The organism is Lysobacter gummosus (assembly GCF_001442805.1).
Classification (GTDB): Bacteria; Pseudomonadota; Gammaproteobacteria; order Xanthomonadales; family Xanthomonadaceae; genus Lysobacter; species Lysobacter gummosus.
In genome coordinates, this window is the sequence record NZ_CP011131.1 from 221,353 (window position 1) to 238,769 (window position 17,417).

At 68.1% G+C, this 17,417-nt stretch carries 19 protein-coding genes; 9 read left to right on the forward strand and 10 right to left on the reverse strand.

Going from position 1 to position 17,417, the window contains the following annotated elements:
* Positions 1–179 precede the first annotated feature (179 nt).
* Positions 180–773, forward strand: a complete 594-nt coding sequence (locus LG3211_RS00910) for a response regulator transcription factor (RefSeq protein ID WP_057945177.1) — start codon at positions 180–182, stop codon at positions 771–773.
* 160 nt (positions 774–933) lie between these two features.
* Here LG3211_RS00910 and LG3211_RS00915 read toward each other — a convergent pair whose 3' ends face one another.
* The 4 genes from LG3211_RS00915 to LG3211_RS00930 all read right to left on the reverse strand — a co-directional run bounded on the left by LG3211_RS00915 (position 934) and on the right by LG3211_RS00930 (position 3,279).
* On the reverse strand, positions 934–1,386 hold the full coding sequence (locus tag LG3211_RS00915) for a copper chaperone PCu(A)C (RefSeq protein ID WP_057941197.1): 453 nt from the start codon (positions 1,384–1,386) through the stop codon (positions 934–936).
* A gap of 7 nt (positions 1,387–1,393) precedes the next feature.
* Positions 1,394–2,017, reverse strand: a complete 624-nt coding sequence (locus LG3211_RS00920) for an SCO family protein (protein ID WP_237049808.1) — start codon at positions 2,015–2,017, stop codon at positions 1,394–1,396.
* A 99-nt stretch (positions 2,018–2,116) separates the two neighbouring features.
* Positions 2,117–2,797, reverse strand: coding sequence for a hypothetical protein (locus tag LG3211_RS00925; protein WP_057941198.1), 681 nt, complete (start codon positions 2,795–2,797; stop codon positions 2,117–2,119).
* A gap of 158 nt (positions 2,798–2,955) precedes the next feature.
* Positions 2,956–3,279 (reverse strand): hypothetical protein, encoded by a 324-nt coding sequence (locus tag LG3211_RS00930; RefSeq protein WP_057941199.1) that lies wholly within the window; start codon positions 3,277–3,279, stop codon positions 2,956–2,958.
* A 281-nt stretch (positions 3,280–3,560) separates the two neighbouring features.
* Here LG3211_RS00930 and sctU point away from each other — a divergent pair, with 281 nt between their 5' ends.
* Positions 3,561–4,661 carry a type III secretion system export apparatus subunit SctU gene (gene sctU, locus LG3211_RS00935; protein WP_057941200.1) on the forward strand — a complete coding sequence of 367 codons (1,101 nt, stop codon included), beginning with the start codon at positions 3,561–3,563 and terminating at the stop codon, positions 4,659–4,661.
* A 209-nt stretch (positions 4,662–4,870) separates the two neighbouring features.
* Here sctU and sctT read toward each other — a convergent pair whose 3' ends face one another.
* From sctT to LG3211_RS00975, 6 genes are all read right to left on the reverse strand, one after another.
* Positions 4,871–5,656, reverse strand: coding sequence for a type III secretion system export apparatus subunit SctT (gene sctT, locus LG3211_RS00945; protein ID WP_057941202.1), 786 nt, complete (start codon positions 5,654–5,656; stop codon positions 4,871–4,873).
* Positions 5,657–5,702: 46 nt separating this feature from the next.
* Positions 5,703–5,960, reverse strand: a complete 258-nt coding sequence (gene sctS / locus LG3211_RS00950; RefSeq protein ID WP_269465119.1) for a type III secretion system export apparatus subunit SctS — start codon at positions 5,958–5,960, stop codon at positions 5,703–5,705.
* A gap of 139 nt (positions 5,961–6,099) precedes the next feature.
* Positions 6,100–7,047, reverse strand: coding sequence for a hypothetical protein (locus LG3211_RS27265; RefSeq protein WP_425479927.1), 948 nt, complete (start codon positions 7,045–7,047; stop codon positions 6,100–6,102).
* 3 nt (positions 7,048–7,050) lie between these two features.
* Complete coding sequence (gene sctQ / locus LG3211_RS00965; RefSeq protein WP_057941204.1) at positions 7,051–8,145, reverse strand: type III secretion system cytoplasmic ring protein SctQ; 1,095 nt, start codon at positions 8,143–8,145, stop codon at positions 7,051–7,053.
* Positions 8,146–8,155: 10 nt separating this feature from the next.
* Entirely contained in the window at positions 8,156–8,758 is a 603-nt protein-coding gene (locus tag LG3211_RS27240; protein ID WP_057941205.1) for a response regulator transcription factor, read from the reverse strand.
* A 215-nt stretch (positions 8,759–8,973) separates the two neighbouring features.
* A complete protein-coding gene (locus LG3211_RS00975; RefSeq protein WP_057941206.1) occupies positions 8,974–10,065 on the reverse strand; it encodes a sensor histidine kinase in 1,092 nt (363 codons plus the stop codon).
* Between the two features lie 165 nt (positions 10,066–10,230).
* Between LG3211_RS00975 and LG3211_RS00980 the strand changes: the two genes are divergently transcribed.
* The 7 genes from LG3211_RS00980 to LG3211_RS01010 all read left to right on the forward strand — a co-directional run bounded on the left by LG3211_RS00980 (position 10,231) and on the right by LG3211_RS01010 (position 17,401).
* On the forward strand, positions 10,231–10,734 hold the full coding sequence (locus LG3211_RS00980) for a flagellar biosynthetic protein FliO (protein ID WP_057941207.1): 504 nt from the start codon (positions 10,231–10,233) through the stop codon (positions 10,732–10,734).
* A 421-nt stretch (positions 10,735–11,155) separates the two neighbouring features.
* Positions 11,156–13,195 (forward strand): FHIPEP family type III secretion protein, encoded by a 2,040-nt coding sequence (locus LG3211_RS00985; protein ID WP_057941208.1) that lies wholly within the window; start codon positions 11,156–11,158, stop codon positions 13,193–13,195.
* 127 nt (positions 13,196–13,322) lie between these two features.
* Entirely contained in the window at positions 13,323–14,756 is a 1,434-nt protein-coding gene (locus LG3211_RS00990) for an FHA domain-containing protein (RefSeq protein ID WP_057941209.1), read from the forward strand.
* Positions 14,757–14,936: 180 nt separating this feature from the next.
* Positions 14,937–15,323, forward strand: a complete 387-nt coding sequence (locus LG3211_RS00995; protein ID WP_222837556.1) for a hypothetical protein — start codon at positions 14,937–14,939, stop codon at positions 15,321–15,323.
* 181 nt (positions 15,324–15,504) lie between these two features.
* Positions 15,505–15,927: a hypothetical protein gene (locus LG3211_RS01000; protein WP_057941210.1), complete on the forward strand. Its 423-nt coding sequence runs from the start codon at positions 15,505–15,507 to the stop codon at positions 15,925–15,927.
* 68 nt (positions 15,928–15,995) lie between these two features.
* Positions 15,996–16,757 carry a type III secretion system inner membrane ring lipoprotein SctJ gene (gene sctJ / locus LG3211_RS01005; RefSeq protein ID WP_057941211.1) on the forward strand — a complete coding sequence of 254 codons (762 nt, stop codon included), beginning with the start codon at positions 15,996–15,998 and terminating at the stop codon, positions 16,755–16,757.
* Entirely contained in the window at positions 16,754–17,401 is a 648-nt protein-coding gene (locus LG3211_RS01010; RefSeq protein WP_057941212.1) for a hypothetical protein, read from the forward strand. The genes sctJ and LG3211_RS01010 overlap by 4 nt, the downstream gene beginning before the upstream one ends.
* The last annotated feature ends 16 nt before the right edge of the window (positions 17,402–17,417 follow it).

A 17,417-nucleotide genomic window follows, 5' to 3' on the forward strand; every position in this document is an offset into this window, starting at 1 on the left:
GAGTGCATTGAAGCGGTAACCCGCGCCGCCGTTTGCGGCGGCGCGAGGCGATCGCCCTTCTTCCGTTCGCGGGAGAAGGGCGATGGCGGAATTCCGCAGTCCAGCACAGCCATGGACAGTTTGTCCTGTGGCAGTTTGCCGCAGTCCCGCCGCGCGGCGGCGGGATTAGGATGCGGCGCATGAATGCAACGACTTTCTCCCGCGCCGCGATCCATGGGCCTGCCGTGAGCGGTTTGATCGTGGACGACGACGCGGCCTACGCAGCGACCTTGCAGCGCAGCCTGGCGCGACGCGGCATCGAGGCGCGCACCGCCGCCGGCGTGCGGCAAGCGCTGGACCTGGCGATGGCGCAGCCGCCTTCGTTCGCCCTGATCGACCTCAAGCTGGGCAGCGAATCGGGGCTGCAACTGATCCGGCCGCTGCGCGAGTTGCATGCGCAGATGCGGATCGTGCTGGTCACCGGTTATGCCAGCGTCGCCACCGCGGTGGATGCGATCAAGCGCGGCGCCGACGACTATCTGCCCAAGCCGGCCAGCGTGGCGGCGATCCTGTCCGCGTTGGGATTGGAATCGGCCGATGCGCCGGCCGTGGCGGAAGCGCCCGACACGATGACGCCGCTGCGGCGCCTGGAGTGGGAACACATCCAGCAGGCGCTGAACGATACCGGCGGCAATATTTCCGCGACCGCGCGCCTGCTCGGCATGCATCGGCGCTCCCTGCAGCGCAAGCTCGGCAAGCGGCCGGGGCCGGAGCGCAGTTTGATCGGCTTATAGGCGAAGTCTTTGTGCAGGGAGCATCAGCCCCGATACCAAGGCTTTGTGGGAGGGAGCTTTAGCCCCGATGCTTTTGGCTCCGATTGCCGGAATCCACCGCGAGCTGAGCGAAAAGCATCGGGGCTAAAGCTCCCTCCCACAACAAAAGAAAAAAGCTTGCTCAGGGCGCCGCGGCACCCAGCGGCCGCACCGGAGCTTGCACAAGCTGCTCGCTGCGCTTGCCCTGCGCATCGGCGAACACCAGCGTGATCGCCACCTGTTCGCCCGCGCTCAACGGCCGCTTCAGATCGATCAGCATGATGTGATAACCACCCGGCGCCAGCGCCACGGCGCGGTCTTTCGGCAAGGCCAGTTCCGGGACTTGGCGCATGCGCATCATCTGCCCCTGCATCGCCATCTCGTGCACCTCGGTGGTCCGCGCCACCGATGAGCGCGCCGCGACCAGGCGCAGGTCGTGCGCGGCGGTCAAGCGCATGAAGGCGCCGGTGGCCTGCTGCTGCGGCACGGTCGCGCGCACCCACGGCGCGTCCACCGACACTTGCGCCGACACCGCGGCCGATGCGCTCAGCAATACCGCAGCCGCGAGCGCGGCGAGGGAGTGGATCGAAGTCATGCTGGCCTCACAGGATCTGGCGGATGTCGTGGACGCAATCGGCCGCGCTTTGCTCGTGCCGCAACGCCATGCGCAACGCGCCATCGGCGTCGTAGACATAGCTCAAGGCCGAGTGGTCGATGGTGTAGGTCGAACCGGTCGGCACTTTGGCGTAGACCACGCGGAAGGCTTTCGCGGTCGCGTCGATGGTTTGCGCGTCCGCGGTCAGGCCGAGAAAATTCGGATCGAAGGCCTGGGTGTAGGCCTGCAAGACCTTGGGCGTGTCGCGCTCCGGGTCCAGGGTGATGAAGATCACCTGCAGGCGCTCGCCGTCGCGGCCGAGCAGTTTGCGGATCTGCACGGCGCGGGTCAGCGCGGTCGGGCAGACGTCGGGGCACAGGGTGAAGCCGAAGAACAGCAGCACGATCTTGCCGCGGAAATCGGCCAGCGTGCGCGCCCGGCCTTGCGGATCGAGCAGGCGGAAATCGCGACCGAAACCGCTGCGGTGGCTCAGGTCGATGCCGTGCAGCGACAACGGCGCGGCGCGGCCGCAGGCCGACAGCAGCGTCGCCGCGCCCAGGCCGGCGAGCAGGCGACGGCGCGTGCGGTCATGCGGATGAGCGAGGACGGGCGTAATGCGGCGATCGCGCACGATTCACCTCAACGATGCGGAAGACCGCATTGCAGCACCGTCGTTGCGAGCGCGGATGTGGCCCAGTGTCGCAGGCGCGGATGCGCTATCGCTGCGGGCTTACAAGTCGCGAACCACCCAGCCGCTGGGATGCGATGAGGCGTCGGTGTCGAGCGCGGCCTGCGCCACCGCATCGGGCGATTTGCCCGCGCGCCAGGCCGCGGCGATCGCCGCCAGCCGTTCGCGGGTGGCGCGGGTGTAGGCGCCTTCGAGTTCGTTCTGCGCATCGGAGGCGAGCTTCTGCGGATACAGCGTGCGCGCGTCCTCGCTGCGGTTGAGCAGGGCGATCAGCCGCGACAGCGCGGTGCGGAAGGTGTCCGCGCCCAGCGCCGTGCGCTGGGTGCGTTGCAGATGCCACACGGTCAGGTATTCGACCGGCCCGAGCAGGCGCCGCGGCGTGGCGCCGAAGAAATGCCCGGACAAGGCGCTGACCGCGACCGGGCCGGTGGAGTCGGGCAGGCGGGTGGCGCCCCAGGAGCTCAAGGCGCCGCCGGGCAGGTCCATGCGCCGCAGCGCGGTGCCGAAGGTATCCGCGAGCAGGCGCTGAGCGCGGGCGTCGTCGCTTTCGGCGACCACCCCGAGCAGGCGGATGAACAAGGGATAGCGTTCCTCGCCCAGCCGGCGCACGACCCGCTTGAGCACCGTCAGCCGGTACTCGGGGTCGCTGTGCGCGGCCAGGGCCGAAATCAGCCGGTCGGCGGCGGCGCGCAGGGCTTCGGGAGAGGGAACGGCGTCGGTCACGGCGCAACGCAGGCGGGCAGCGGAGAGATCGTTAGCCTAGCCCAGCGGGCGTTCGCGCGGCGATGCGGACGGCGGCGGCCGCGACGGGGCAGGAAGGAGGCGATCGGGGAGGATGCGTCGCGGGTCGGTCAGTCCGGGCGCGGGGGCGCCGGGAAAACTCAGACGGTGAACGAGTCCATCACCGCGTCGGCGCCGCGGTCGGCGGCGGCGGACAGGTCCAGCGAACCCAGTTCGTGCTCCAGGCGGCTGTCGCCGGCCAGCAGGCGCTCGCCGGGGGGCACGCCGTGCCAGGCATCGGCATTGAGGACGTCTTCGCCGGCATCGACCGCGGGCGGGGCGTAGGCCGGAACGGCCTCGGAGACCGCGTTGGCGTGCTGGATCGGGTCTTGCGCGGCCGGTTCGCGACTGCGCAGGCTTTCGAGCGCAGCCTGGCTGTCCAAGCCGGTGCGGTCGATGCGCGAGTCGGGGCCGATGGTGCTCATGCGGGGCGGTTGTCGGGTGAAGTCGGGGGGATGGGCGAAATGTAGCGCCCGGGGGGGGAAAGGGCCAACTCGGGGTGACCCTAGGTGGGTTCCGGCCCGTTCATTCGTCTCCGGCCGCGGCGGGCGCGCAAGCGGGTCCGGCGTCAGCGTACGGGTGCCCAGGGGTTCACGGTTCGGGCCGGGCCGGCGCTCCGGGCGATGGCGCGTGGATTGCTGACACCCGCCACTACCGCGTCGTGGGGCCCATGCTAGCCTCCTCGTCCTCTCGCTGAGGGCCGTGCATGTCGAAGGACCAGGGCGCCGACAAGACCGAGCCGCCTACCCAGAAAAAGATCCGCGACGCGCGCAAGGAAGGCAACGTCGCCAAGAGCAAGGAGCTGACCAGCACCGTGCTGGTGCTCGGCTGGGTGGTGTGCGGCTGGCTGATGCTCGACTTCATGCGCATGAAGCTGATCCGCCTGTTCGAGACCAGCCTGGGCGCGATCAATCAGCCCTTCGGCGACGCGCTGCGCGAAGTCGGCGCGGCCGCGTTCGATGCGCTGCTGTGGCTGTCGCTGCCGTTGCTGGCGATGGCGGTGTTTCTGGGCGTGGTGATCGAATTCCTGCAGGTCGGGCCGATCCTGAGCCTGGGCAAGGTCAAGCCCAGCCTGGACAAGATGAATCCCGCCGAGGGCATCAAGAAGATGTTCTCCGTGGACAACCTGGTCGAACTGGTCAAGTCGGTGATCAAGAGCGGCGCGCTGATCGGCATCGGCGTGTTCGTGATCTACAAGATGCTGGCCCAGTTGATGCTGCTGCCGTACGCGCCGCCGGAGGCGATGGGCGCGGGCATCTGGCATGGCCTGGTGCGGATCGTGATCTGGACGATCTTCGTGTTCTTCTTCGTCTCGGCCATCGACGTGTGGTACCAGAAGTTCTCCTACACCAAGCAGTTGCGGATGAGCCGGCGCGACATCCAGCAGGAGGTCAAGGAGAGCGAGGGCGACCCGCACGTGAAGAGCCGGCGCCGGCAGTTGCATCAGGAGTGGTCGCAGCAGAACATGCTCAATGCCGTCCGCCAATCCAATGTCGTCGTGACCAACCCCACCCACATCGCCATCGCGCTGCAGTACGAGCACGGCACCACCGACTTGCCGGTGGTGGTGGCCAAGGGCGAGGGCTACATGGCCGAGCAGATCAAACGCGCGGCGGTCGAGGCCGGGGTGCCGATCCTGCAGAACATCGAACTGGCGCGCGGGTTGCACGAGCATGTGGCACTGGACGATTACATCGGCAGCGAGTTCTTCGAAGCGGTGGCCGAGGTGTTGCATTGGGCCGAGGGCGTGCGTCGTCTGCGCGAGGGCGACACCAGCGAGATGGAACTGCCGCCGCCGGTGGAGTGAACGCCGGCGTGGCCAAAGCCGCGAAGCTTCCCACGGCTTACCCAACTTCCCCGAAGTATTCCCCCCTTTGAAAAAGGGGGGCTAGGGGGGATTTGCTTTTGCTCGCGAACAGCCAAAGCAAAAGCAAATCCCCCGCGTCCGCTTCGCGGCCGTCCGCCCCCTTTTTCAAAGGGGGCAACAGCAATAGCGCCGCCGAGGTCTGAGACGACTCAGCCGCCAAACACCCGATGCAGCGCCTGCAGCAGACTGCGGTTCCCGCCCAGCCGATCGAGCACGATCTCCACGTACACGCCCAGCATCAGCAAAATGATCCAGGTCGCCAGCCACGCCTTGATCGGCATGGTGATGGTGAACACGTTGAGCTGCGGCGCGAAGCGGTTGACCAGGCCGAACGACAGGTCGATCAGCAGCAACACCACCATCACCGGCGCGGCCATCACCAGCAGCGCGGTCATCAGATAACTGAACTGGCCGACGTACAACTCCATGCCCGAGGCGTGCAGGTTCGGGAAGAACGACACCACCGGCCACATCGCGTAACTCGACAGCAGCAAGTCCAGGAACACCAGGAACGCGCCGCTGGCCATGAACAGCCACGCCGCGAACTGCGACAGGAACGTGCCGTGCAGCGAGGCCTGATGGCCCTGGATCGGGTCGAACACCTGCGCCAGCGTCATGCCGACCTGGGTGTCGACGACATTGCCGGCGGCGCTGATCGCCCAGAACACCATGCCGAAGCAGAAGCCGATCGACACGCCGATGAACAACTCTTTGAGAATGATCGGGGCGAAGTTCAGCGCGCTGAGCTGATTGAGCGGCACGCCGTTCATCGCCACCGGAATGGCGATGATCGCCAGACTCACCATGAAACTGTTGCGCACCAGCGGCGGCATGTTCTCGCTGGTGATCAGCGGCAACATCATGAACGAGCCGATCACGCGCGGCAGCACCAGCCCCAGCGCGATCAGCACATTGCCGTAGGAATCGATATTCATCGCGCGCCGCGGCCGGGCCGCGCGATGCGGGTGTCGCCGTCGCGCATCAGTGCCGGACCATGCCCGGGAAATCGATGAAGATGCGGTCGGCGAAGGTGTACAGGGTGCCGCCGATCATCGACGCGGTCACGAACAAGGTCACCACGATCACGGTGAATTTGATCGCGTAGGCGAAGGTCTGTTCCTGCAACTGGGTCGCGGCCTGAATGAAGGCCACGACCAGTCCGACCAGGGCGGCGGCGACCACCGGCGGGCCCGACAGCAGCAGCGTCAGCCACAACGCCTGTTTGGTCATTTCGAGCATGTCGCCCATAGGAGTGCCGGGATTCGTTATTCGGGATTCGGGATTAGGAAAAGCACAGCCGGACGGGGTGGGAAGTGGAGTCGGTTAACGGCGAGCGCCGCGTTTGCGAATCCCCAATCCCCATTCCCGAATCCCGGCTTCAAGCGCCATACGTCAGCACCAATCCATGCACCAGCTTGGCCCAGCCGCCGATCAGCACGAACAGCAGCAGCTTGAACGGAAGCGAGACCGTGGTCGGCGACAGCATCATCATGCCCAGCGACAACAGGATGTTGGACACCACCAGATCGATGATCAGGAACGGCAGGAAGATCAGGAAGCCGATCTGGAACGCGGCGGTGAGTTCGCTGACGGTGAAGGCGGGGATGACCACGAGGAAGTCGTTGACGCTGATGTCGCCGCGCGAGGCCGGCGGCAGCAGGCGCTGCGCGCTGCGCAGGAAGAACGCGCGCTCGGCGTCGCTGGAATGCTTGATCAGAAACCCGCGCAGCGGTTCCTTGCCGGCGTCCATCAGCGCGAGCATGCGCGCGGCGTCCATCTTGCCGCCGCCGAGCAAGGCCGACGGCGCCGCGGGTTTTTTCGCGCCGGCGGCGGTCGCTGCGGCATTGGCGTTGGCGCCCGCGGCCGGCGTCGCGGCGACCGCGGCCGGAGCGGCCGGAGCGGCCGGAACCGCGGCGTTGGCGACCGGCGCGGCGGCGGTGTTGGCGGCCGGCGCAGTAGCAGCGGCGACAGGAGCCGCACCCGCAGGCGCGGTGCCCACGGGTGCCGTGCCGGCAGCAGGAGCCGCGGCCGCGGTCCCCGGCGGCTGCCCCTGCGTCGCGGCGACCGCGGTGCCGTTCGCGCGCGCGTTGACCGCGTCGTGAGTTTCCAGGATCACCGGATACATCACGTAGATCGACAACACGATCGCCAGACCGTTGATGACCACGTTGGGCGGCACCTGCTGCAGGCCCAGCGCGTTACGCAACAGGCTCAGCACCACGACGATCTTGGTGAAGGAAGTGACCATCACCGCGACGAACGGCGCCAGCGCCAGGCTGACGACCGTCAGCAGCACCAGCGCCGGCGAGAACGAACTGAAATCCATGACTCAGCTCCAGGAGAGCAGGCGTACACCCAGCGTGTCGCCGACCGCGACGATCTCGCCGCGACCGGCGTCGCGGCCGTTGGCGCGGATCACCACGTTCGCGCCTTCCAGCCGCGAAGGCAGGGCGAACACGTAGCCGGGCTGGAAGCCGGACAGATCCTCGTAGCGGCATTCCAGCCGGCCCAGATCGAATTCCAGGCGGACCGGAACATCCGGGCCGGTGGCTTCGGCGGTGTCGGGGGCGGACTCGGTGTCGCTCATCGGGGAAGTCTCCTGATGCGTGGAAAGGGTCAAGGGCGGTCCATCGATGCGCCAGCCGCCGGCATCGGGCAGCAGCGGCCAGGCGTAGCCGGGCACTTGCGCGCGCACCGGCGGCGGACGCTGGTAGTTGCCGATCACCAGCACGTCGCCGGGACGCAGCTGGCGCCATTGCGCGTAGCGCAGTTGCGGACCGTCCCAGCGCAGCGCGATCGGGATCGGCAGGTCGGACCAGTCGCGATAGCCGTCGCTGTCGTCGCCGTGCGGGCGTTCGAAAATTTCCGCGCGCTGCAGCAGGCGGTCGACCCAGCCCGGCGGGATGCGCAGATTGCCGCGCACGCGCGGCTGGCCGCCGGTATCGGCGATGGTGAAGGCCAGCCACAGCCCGTCCAGGTCGGCCTTGGTCAGCGCCTGCAGGCTTTGCAGCGAGGTGTTGCCGTCGTCGACCACCGGAATCAGGGCGATGTCGATCGCCTGGCTCAGGCGCATCAGCTGCGATTCGTGGGCCAGGCTCCAGGCCAGCACGCGCGAGCGGCCCTGGTAGTCGCTCCAGTGCAGGCCGGTGTCGTGATCCAGCGACAGGCCGCTGTCGAGCTGCAGCTTGACCCGCGCGCCGTCGCCTTCCAGCGTGATTACCTCGCCGTCGATCGGCGAAGCCTGGGCGAAACTGAGCCAGCCGCCTTCGCGCAGCGGCCAACGCTGCGCCGCACCGAACAGGGCGCACATAGCCTGCGCCTGCCACAGCGGCAAGGAGGCCACACGCCCGCGGATCGAAGTGCCTTCCAGGGGCGGTTGCGCGGCCGCGGCCGCTTGCGCCGGCGCGCTGTCTTCGCTGCTCATGCTGTGCGGCTCACCCATGGCCCAGCGCCACCTTCATCAGTTCGGGCAGCGAGCGTACTCCGAGTTTGTTCATCATGTTCGATCGATGCAGTTCCACGGTCTTGACGCTGATGCCGAGCACGTCGGCGATGATTTTGTTCGGCTTGCTCGCCACCACCAAGTCCATGACTTGACGTTCGCGCGGGCTGAGCCGGGCCAGGCGGTCGTCGCCGGCCTCGCTGCCGGCATGGTTGCGCGCATTGGCGATGGCGGCCCGGATCGCGTCGATCAGGGCGTCGTCGCTGAAGGGTTTTTCCAGGAAGTTGGACGCGCCCTTGCGCATGGCCTCCACCGCCAGCGGCACGTCGCCGTGCGCGGTCACGAACACCAGCGGCAGGGCGATGCCGCGCCGGCGCAGTTCTTCCTGCAATTGCAGTCCGCTCATCAGCGGCATGCGGATGTCGGAGACGATGCACGGCGCCGCGCCGCCATGGCGCTCGCCGGCGTAGGCCTGCAGGAACGCCGGTCCCGAGGCATAGGCCTGCACTTCGAACCCGGCCGTTTCCAGCAGCCACGCGGTGGATTCGCGGAAGCCGTCGTTGTCGTCCACCAGGTAGATGCGTGCTTCGGTCATGCGGCCTCACTCCCGGCATAGCGATGCGCGCATACGCGCACGGGTCCTTGCGTGAACCTTTACGGTGAAAACGAAAAGCGTATGGAGCGGGGCGCGCACGGACCTCGCCCGGTCGCGCGCCAGCCGCACGGTATAACCCGGCGGGCGGGGGCGGCGATGCTGACCTTTGTCATCTCGCGATGCCCAGGCCCGGCCGGACGGCGCCCGCGCGCCGCTCAAGTGCGCGCCTCATAACGCGGCAGGGTGAAGCCGAACACGCTGCCGCCGCCTTCGCGCGGCTCGAAGAACAGCCGGCCCTCGTGGTATTCGATGATCGAGCGGCAGATCGCCAGGCCGATGCCCAGGCCGTCGGTCTTGGTGGTGAAGAACGGCGAGAACAGTTGATCCTGCTCGGCCGGGCTCAGGCCGGCGCCGCGATCGGACACGCGCACCTCGATCTGGTCGTCCAGGTTCATGCGCGCGTCGATGCGCAGCTCGCGCCGCGCGGTCGGGATTTCGCGCATGGCTTCGATCGCGTTCTTGACCAGGTTCAGCAGCACCTGCTCGACCATCACCCGGTCGGCGAACACCGGCGCCAGGTTGGTCGGCAGGCCCAGGTCGATCCGCAGCTGCAGGCGCTCGGCCTCCAGGCGCAACAGTTCCAGCACGGTTTCGGCGATCTTGCTCAGCTCGTGGGCATCGCGCCGCGGTTCGCGCGCGCGCACGAACTCGCGCACCCGCGAAATCACCGCCGCGGCGTGTTCGGCCTGGGTGCGCGCGGCCTGCAGCGCGCGTTCGACCTGCACCGGACCGCCGGCCTGCTCGACCAGACGCAGACTGCCGTTCAGATAATTCATGATCGCCGCGAGCGGCTGATTGAGTTCGTGCGCCAGCGTCGCGGCCATTTCGCCGACCGACATCAGGCGCGAGGTGAACAAGAGTTTTTCCTGGCGGGTCTTGTGCGAGTCCAGGGTCTCGATGCGCTCGCTGATGTCCACCGCTGTCAGCACATCGACCGGCGCGCCGTCGTGTTCGGCGCGGCCCCAATGCAATGCGTACCAGCGGCCGCTGTGCGGGGCGCGCACTTCGCGCGGACGCTCGCCGGCGCCGGCTTCGCCCTGCAGGCGCGCCAGCAGGGCGTCGCGTTCGCTGTGCTCGGGCAGCTCGCCGAATTCTTCCGCAAAGCGCGCGTTGCCGCCGCGCAGAACGCCGTCGTCGTCGAACATCGCGCAGGCGAACGGCACCGCGCCAAGCAGGCCGGCCGATTGCGGTTGAGCGTCGCGCGCCGGCGCGTCTTGCGGGTGGGCGGTGGATTTCGCGGAGGCCATGCTTACATCAATGCCATGCGGGCCGGCCCGCCGACGTGAAGCCGCCGGCGACGCGGGGCGGTGCCTGAAAGCGGCCGCGTACTGCTACGGTATGTCGCCTCCGCGCGGCCGCAGATGCTCCCGGCGCCCGTTCCGTTCCGACCCTGCGTATCGCACTGACTCGCCATGCCGACCCTGCCCTTGCTGCGTTTTCTCGTTCGCTGTTGCGCTCTGGCCGCCTGCGCGCCCCTGGCTGCGCTCGCTGCCGCCGCGACCTCCGCCGCGCCTGTCGCGGCGACGGCTCCGGCCGCGTCGCCACCGTCATTGTTCTTCGAACTGGTCGCGATCCTGCTGCCGGTGGTGGTAGTCCTGGGCGGCCTGGTCGCGGTGCTGTTGTATCTGCGCAAGCGTCACGGCCTGACCGCGCGCGATGCGCCGCTGTCGATCCTGCAGATCCTGCCCGTGGGTCCGCGCGAACGCATCGTCGTGCTGCGCACGCGCAGCGGACGGGCGTTGGCGGTCGGCGTCGGCGGGCAGTCGCTGAATCTCATCGCCGAACTCGATCCGGCGGACATCGCGCCGGCCGAACCGGCGCCGCGGGTGCCCGCGCCCGGCGCGGCCGATACGACGGTTTCAACAGCAACTTCTTCCACGTCTGTCGCAGCCTCCCCCACGGAGCGCGAATCGTGAGCGTTTCGCGCTTACGTTAGTCGAATGCGATGACGCAATTGCGCACAAGTTCACAAAAACAATGATGAATGCGCGCGAATGTTATGCGATGGAACGCAGACAATAGTGATTGTGCAGATATGGCATAAGAACGTTGTTGTTCATACAACGGGTGACAATTAGCACTTAGTATCGGCCGTCCGAACCGGCATCGTGTTTGAGGACAGCGCCATGCGTGGGTGCTCAGGGGTACGTGACAGAGCAGTGACTGCTTTCAGCGTTCGAGACAGCGCAATCCATCACAAGATCGCAGCCTGCGGCGGATACCCGCGGGACGGCGCGATCGCCTTTGCGCGTACGCTCGCCGCCGCGAAGTCCCCCGACGGGACGTCAATTTCCAGGGTCCGGGGCTGACCGAATGCGTGCATTGCTGAGTTCCCTGATGGCCGCTTCGCCCGGCACGACCCCGCGTCGGCGCGCCGGCTACAGCGATCTGGTCCTGGCCGTCGCCGCGGTCACCATCATCGGCGTGATGATCCTGCCGCTGCCGCTGGCGATCATCGACACCCTGGTCGCGGTCAACATCGCCATCGGCTTCGGCCTGCTGCTGATCTCGCTGTACATCCCCACGCCGGTGGCGTTCTCCAGTTTCCCCAGCGTGCTGCTGCTGACCACCTTGTTCCGGCTGGCGCTGTCGATCGCCATCACCCGCTCGATTCTGCTCGAAGCCAACGGCGGTCACATCGTTGAAACATTCGGCAGCATGGTCGCCGGCGGCAACCTGGTGGTCGGCTTCGTGGTGTTCCTGATCATCACCGTGGTCCAGTTCATCGTTATCGCCAAGGGCGCCGAGCGCGTGGCCGAAGTCGCCGCGCGCTTCACCCTGGACGCGATGCCCGGCAAGCAGCTGTCGATCGACTCGGACCTGCGCGCGGGCATGCTCGACAAGGACGAGGCCAAGCGCAAACGCCGCCTGCTGGAAGTCGAGAGCCAGCTGCACGGCAGCCTCGACGGCGCGATGAAGTTCGTGAAGGGCGACGCCATCGCCGGCATCGTCATCATCATCATCAACCTGCTCGGCGGCCTGGCCATCGGCGTGCTGCAGAAGGGCATGCCGCTGGCGGACGCGACCCACACCTACAGCATCCTGACCATCGGCGACGGCCTGGTTTCGCAGATTCCGGCGATCCTGGCGACCATCGCCGCGGGCCTGGTGGTGACCCGCACCGCCGGCGACGAAGACGATCGCCACCTGGGCGAATCGATCACCCGCCAGGTCACCGGCCAGCCGCGCGTGCTGCTGATCACCGGCGTGCTGGCGTTCCTGATGGTCTTCGTGCCGGGCTTTCCGAAGCTGGTGTTCCTGATGCTGTCGGTGGTGCTGCTGGGCTTCGCCGCCTGGCGTTACCGCCACGGCTCGGTGATGCTGCGCCGCGCCTTCCGGGTCCCCGAGGGCGAGCGTGGCGTCGATGAAAAAGTCATCAACGAAGACGAGATCGCGCCGCCGGCGGCGTTGCAGCTGGAACTGTCGCCGTCGCTGGCGGCGGTGTTCGGCGAGCAGCTCACGCGCGAACGCATGATCGAGGTCGCGCGCCGTCTGCGCGAGGAATACGGCGTGCCGCTGCCGGTGCCGGTGCTCAAGCTGGCCGCGGACCTGGACAGCGGCGACGGCCTGGGCGGCTATCGGCTGACCGCGTTCGGCGCGCGCATCGCCTTCGGCCGGCTGTCGCCGAACGCGCAATTCCGCCCGGCGCGCCTGGGCGACGCCAACGCGCCCAAGCTGCCCGGATTCTTTCCGCCGCTGGCCGGCGAATGGACCGGCCAGGCCGGCGCCGGCATCCGCGACGCGCTGGGCACGGTGGTCGAGCACTGCCGCGCCGCGCTGGAGCGGCGCATGGGCAGCTTCATCGGCATCCAGGAAACCTCCAACCTGTTCGGGCGCATGCAGCGCGACTATCCGGACCTGGTCAAGGAAATGCTGCGCGTGGTCGCGCCGCAGCGCGTGGCCGACGTGCTGCGCCGGCTGGTCGAGGAAGGCGTGCCGATCCGCAATCTGCGCGATGCCTTCGAAGCCATCACCGATGTCGGCGGGCGCGAGAAAGACGTGGTGCTGCTGACCGAGTACGTGCGCGTCGCGCTCAAGCGCGAAATCGCCGATCGCTACGCCGACGGCGAACGCACCATGCAGGTGTTGCTGATTCATCCTGAATTGGAAGACCGCCTGCGCCAGTCGGTGCGGGTGGCGGGCGGCGCGACCCAGCTGGCGATCTCGCCGGAACTGGCCGGCCGCCTCGGCGCGGAAGTGCGTTCGCATCTGTCGCGCCAAGCTGAAGGCGTTAAGCCGGTGCTGCTGTGTTCACTGGATGTTCGCCGTCATTTGCGCAAGCTGCTGGAGATCGACTTCTTCGAACTGCCGGTGTTGTCCTACCAGGAACTCGCACCCGATCTGCGCATCGTGCAGGCAGGCCAGGTCAACGCCTGAGGAGCCCAGACGAATGAACCGACAACTTCGCAGATTTCTCCCCATTCATCGGCCGATTGGCCCGCGCGTATCGCGCGTCCCGACCGTACACGCCGTCCTTCGCGACGGCGCCTGACAGGAGTTCGCCATGTCCTCCATCGACGAAAACCCGACCAACCCCGGCGAGGTAACCGCCGCCGACGCCAAGCCCGAATCGCGCAACGAGATCCGGGTGTCGCCGGTAATCAGCGTGTTGCGCATCGTCTCGGGCCTGCACACCGGCGGCAACCGGCCGCTGTCGGCGCAGGAAACCGTGCTGATCGGCAGCAGCGGCGATTGCGACATCGTCCTGTCCGATCCCGGCGTCGCCCCGCGCCACGCGTTCCTCACCCGCATGGGCGGCACCGTGTCGCTGCGCGCGCTCGACGCGCCGCTGCTGATCGACGGGCAGAACCTCAATCCCGGCGACCCGGCCGAGCTCACCGCGATGCAGCGCGTGGACCTGGGCAGCGCCTCGTTCGCGGTCGGTTCGGCCGACGATCCGGGCTGGGCGACGATGCTGCCGAACCTGGGCGAAGTGGCCAAGGCGCCGAAGTCGGCGATGCGCCATCTGCCCTTGATCGCCGGTCTGGCGGCGCTGTCGCTGGTGTCGGTGGCGATCGCCGCGGCGGTGATGCCCGGCTTCGAAAAAGAACCCACGCCGACCGAAGTGGTCCAGCCGCTGATCAAGGAATTCCAGATCGCCGGCGGCCGCCTGGTCGAGAACGAAGACGGCAGCCTGGTGCTGTCGGGCACGGTCAAGGACGCCTCGGTTCGCGAAATGATCCGCAAACGCCTGGCGACCGATCAGGTCGACGCGCGCCTGGACCTGCGCACCGGCGACGATATCGCCGCCGACGTGCGCGAAGTGCTGCGCAGCCAGGGCCTGAGCACCCAGACCAAGTACCTGGGCAACGGCGATGTCGAAGTCATCGGCCGCTTCGCGGACGAAAACGTGTTCAAGCGCGCGGTCGCCTCGCGCGCGATGCAGGACGTCAACGGCGTGCGCCGGGTGATTCCGCGCAACCTGTCGGAAGAGACCCACGTCGCCGGCCCGACCGTGGCCGCGCCGGAAGCGCCGAGCAAGCCGGCGGTGACCGAGCCGACCCGGATCGTGCAGATCGTGCGCGGCCCCAATCCGCATGTGATCGACATCGACGGCGTCGAATACGCGGTCGGCGACGTCATGCCCGACGGCCGCAGCCTGATCGCGATCGGCGACAAGGCCTGGGCGCTGAACAAGCTCACCGGCCTGACCGAGCAGCTCAAGGCCCAGCCGCTGACCGCGGCTGAGCTGGCGATCGCCAACGGCACCGCGCCGGCGGCCGATCCGGCCGCGACGACCACCGCTACTCCGGCCGCCACCGCGGCCACCCCGGCGACGCCGGCAGGCAAATCCGCGACGCCGGCCGCCGTGCCGGCCGGCGCGGCCAGCCCGGGCGCGGCGCCGACGGCTTCGGTGCCGGCCGCCAAGCCCGCGGCCAAGCCGGCCGCATCACCCACCGTCGCCGAGGCGTCCGCGCGTCCCGGCAACCGTCAGTGAACAGGGCACCCCCGGGTTAGCACTAGCTGGTTTCACCACGGCATCACCGATTAAATCCAACATCGGCACCATGCATCTGCAATTCGCCATACGTAAGCGTATGTATCCCGTAGTCAGTTTTGTGCCATCCGTTGTTCCACGCCATTCAGCGGCCTCGCCGCAACGAGCAGGAGAGACGTCATGAGTACCCCAGTCAATGCAGGCGGCACCGCCGGCCTGGTCAGCAGCTTCATCGCTGATGTGAACAAGAACGACGCTATCGGCAACGGCAAGAGCTCGCGTGCCGGCGGCAGCAGCGCAGGCGGCGGCATTTCCGGCGCGGGCGGTGGCGGCGGCGGTGGCGGCAGCTGGTACGAAGCGATGGCGAAGGCATGGGGATCCACCATGGACGCCCAGGCTTCGCGCATCACCGAGCTGTCCGGTTCCATCGGCGGCGGCAACGATCAGCCTTCGAGCATGATCGCGCTGACCTCCGAGAGCCTGCGCATGCAGTTCATCTCCAACAGCGCTTCGACCTCGATCAACAGCGTCGCCCAGGGCATCGAGAAGCTGGCGTCGAAGGCCTGACCGGTCTGGCGCGGCCCGACGTCCGCCGCCTTGCGCCGTTGCGGCATCCGGATCGAACGATCCGGGTGCCCACGGGCCGGCGGCCGCCGTCGCGACGCGGCCGATCGCGCAGGAGTTCGTCAGTAGCGCATTCGATGTTTTTGTTTTCGTTCGGACCTAACGTTTCAAGGAGACCAGGGCCATGATCGAAGCCATCCAAGTCGCGGCCGAAGCCGCGCAGCCGGCCGCCGCATCGCCGGCGCAGTCGCCGCAGGCGTCTGCCTACGACATCCGCGAGTTCGCGGCCGCGTTCGATCGCGGCGCCGCGCCCGCCGGTGGCGCGCAGAACGCGGGCGGTGCCGGCCAGGTCGCGCAGACCGCTCCGGCCGAGCAATCGCAGGGCACCCGCGCGGTGCTGGCGGCGCTCGACAACCTCGACGGCGGCGCCGACAAGATCGGTGCGGCCAGCCAGAACATTTCCGCCAACGCCGCCGAGCTGACGCCGGGCGAGATGATCCAGATGACCATGCGCTGCCATCAGTTCATGTTCACCTCGACGCTCACCTCCAACGTCGCCAATCGCACCTCCGACGGCATCCAGCAGTTGTTCCGGCAGCAGTCGTAACAGGCAAGGCACATCAACACCACGGGGGATGCATGGGTAGGGCGTCAGGCTTCAATGCGGTAAGAGTCATGGCGGCCCTGCTGGCCTGCCTGCTGATCGTCGGCTGCACGCGCACACCGCTGTACAGCCAACTCGACGAGCAGCAGGCCAACGAACTGATGGCGGCCCTGCTGGACGCGGGCATTCCAGCGGAAAAAGACCCCTCGCCGAGCAAGACCGGCTGGGAGGTCATGGTCAATCGCGGCGACATCCCGTATGCGATGCAGGTGCTGACCTCGCGCGGCCTGCCGCGCGCGCAGTACCGCTCGCTCGGCGATGTGTTCAAGAAGGAAGGCTTCGCCTCCTCCGCGCTGGAAGAGAAGGCGCGCTATCTGTACGGCCTGTCGCAAGAGCTGTCGCGCACGCTTACCCGCATCGACGGCGTGGTCGAGGCGCGCGTGCACATCGCCCTGCCCGATCGCGATCCGCTCGGCGGCAACGTGCAGGATTCTTCCGCCTCGGTGCTGATCTTCGAACGCCCGGGCCAAAGCCTGCGCGATCGCGAGACCGACATCAAAGTCTTCGTCAAGGACAGCGTCGAGGGCCTGGACGACGTCAACAAGGTCACGGTGAAGTTCTTCACCGTCGTCGCGCCGCCGAAGGCACATCAGGCCGGCGGACCGCTCAACGCGGTGATCGGCTCGATCGACCTGAGCGCGGTGATCATCGGCGCGGTGGTGTTGGTGCTGCTGGCGATCGTCGCGTTCTTCTTCGGTCGCCTGCGCGCGCGCTTCGCGCCGACGCCACAGCCGCAGCCGTCCAACGCGCGTAGCGGGGTCTGGAACGGATGAGCACGGCGGCGGCGCTGCGGACGATCCTCACCGAGGTCGATCCGAGCTGGCACGGGACCGGTAACGACCGGATCGCTCCCGAGCTGCTCGCCGCTGCCCGCGACAGCGCCATCGGCCGGCGCATGCTGGCGCGCTGGCTCGCCGCCAACGACGCGCCGGCCTTGCTGGCGCCGCAACCGGGCGCCGGATTCGGCGCCGCCGCGCTGCGCTGGCCGCGCGCGCGCATGGCCCGTCTGGTGCGCGACCTGGGCGCGCTGGCCTACGCGCCGGCGATCCGCGCCGAAGTGCGCCGCGAGCCGGTGCGCCGGCTGAAGGTAGCGCTGGATAATTCCTATCTGCTCGCGCTCGACAGTCTGGTCTGGGACGGCAAGGTCCAGGCCAACCTGGGCGCGCAGCTGGCGGCCGAGATCGATCAGGCGCTGCGCGCCGGCGACGATCAGCCGCTGTTCGATCTGCTCGACCGCCGCGGCCGCGCCGAACTGCAGCTGTGGGCCGAACGCCGCGATCCCGGCCTGGCCGACTGGTCGCGCCTGCTGTTGCCGCGCGAGCTGCACGACAACGCGCCGACCTTGTTCGCGCACCTGCCGCCGGAAGTCGTCGAGCGGCTGTATACCCATCACGGCGCGCGACCGCTGACGGCCTGACCGCCGCCGCCTCGCT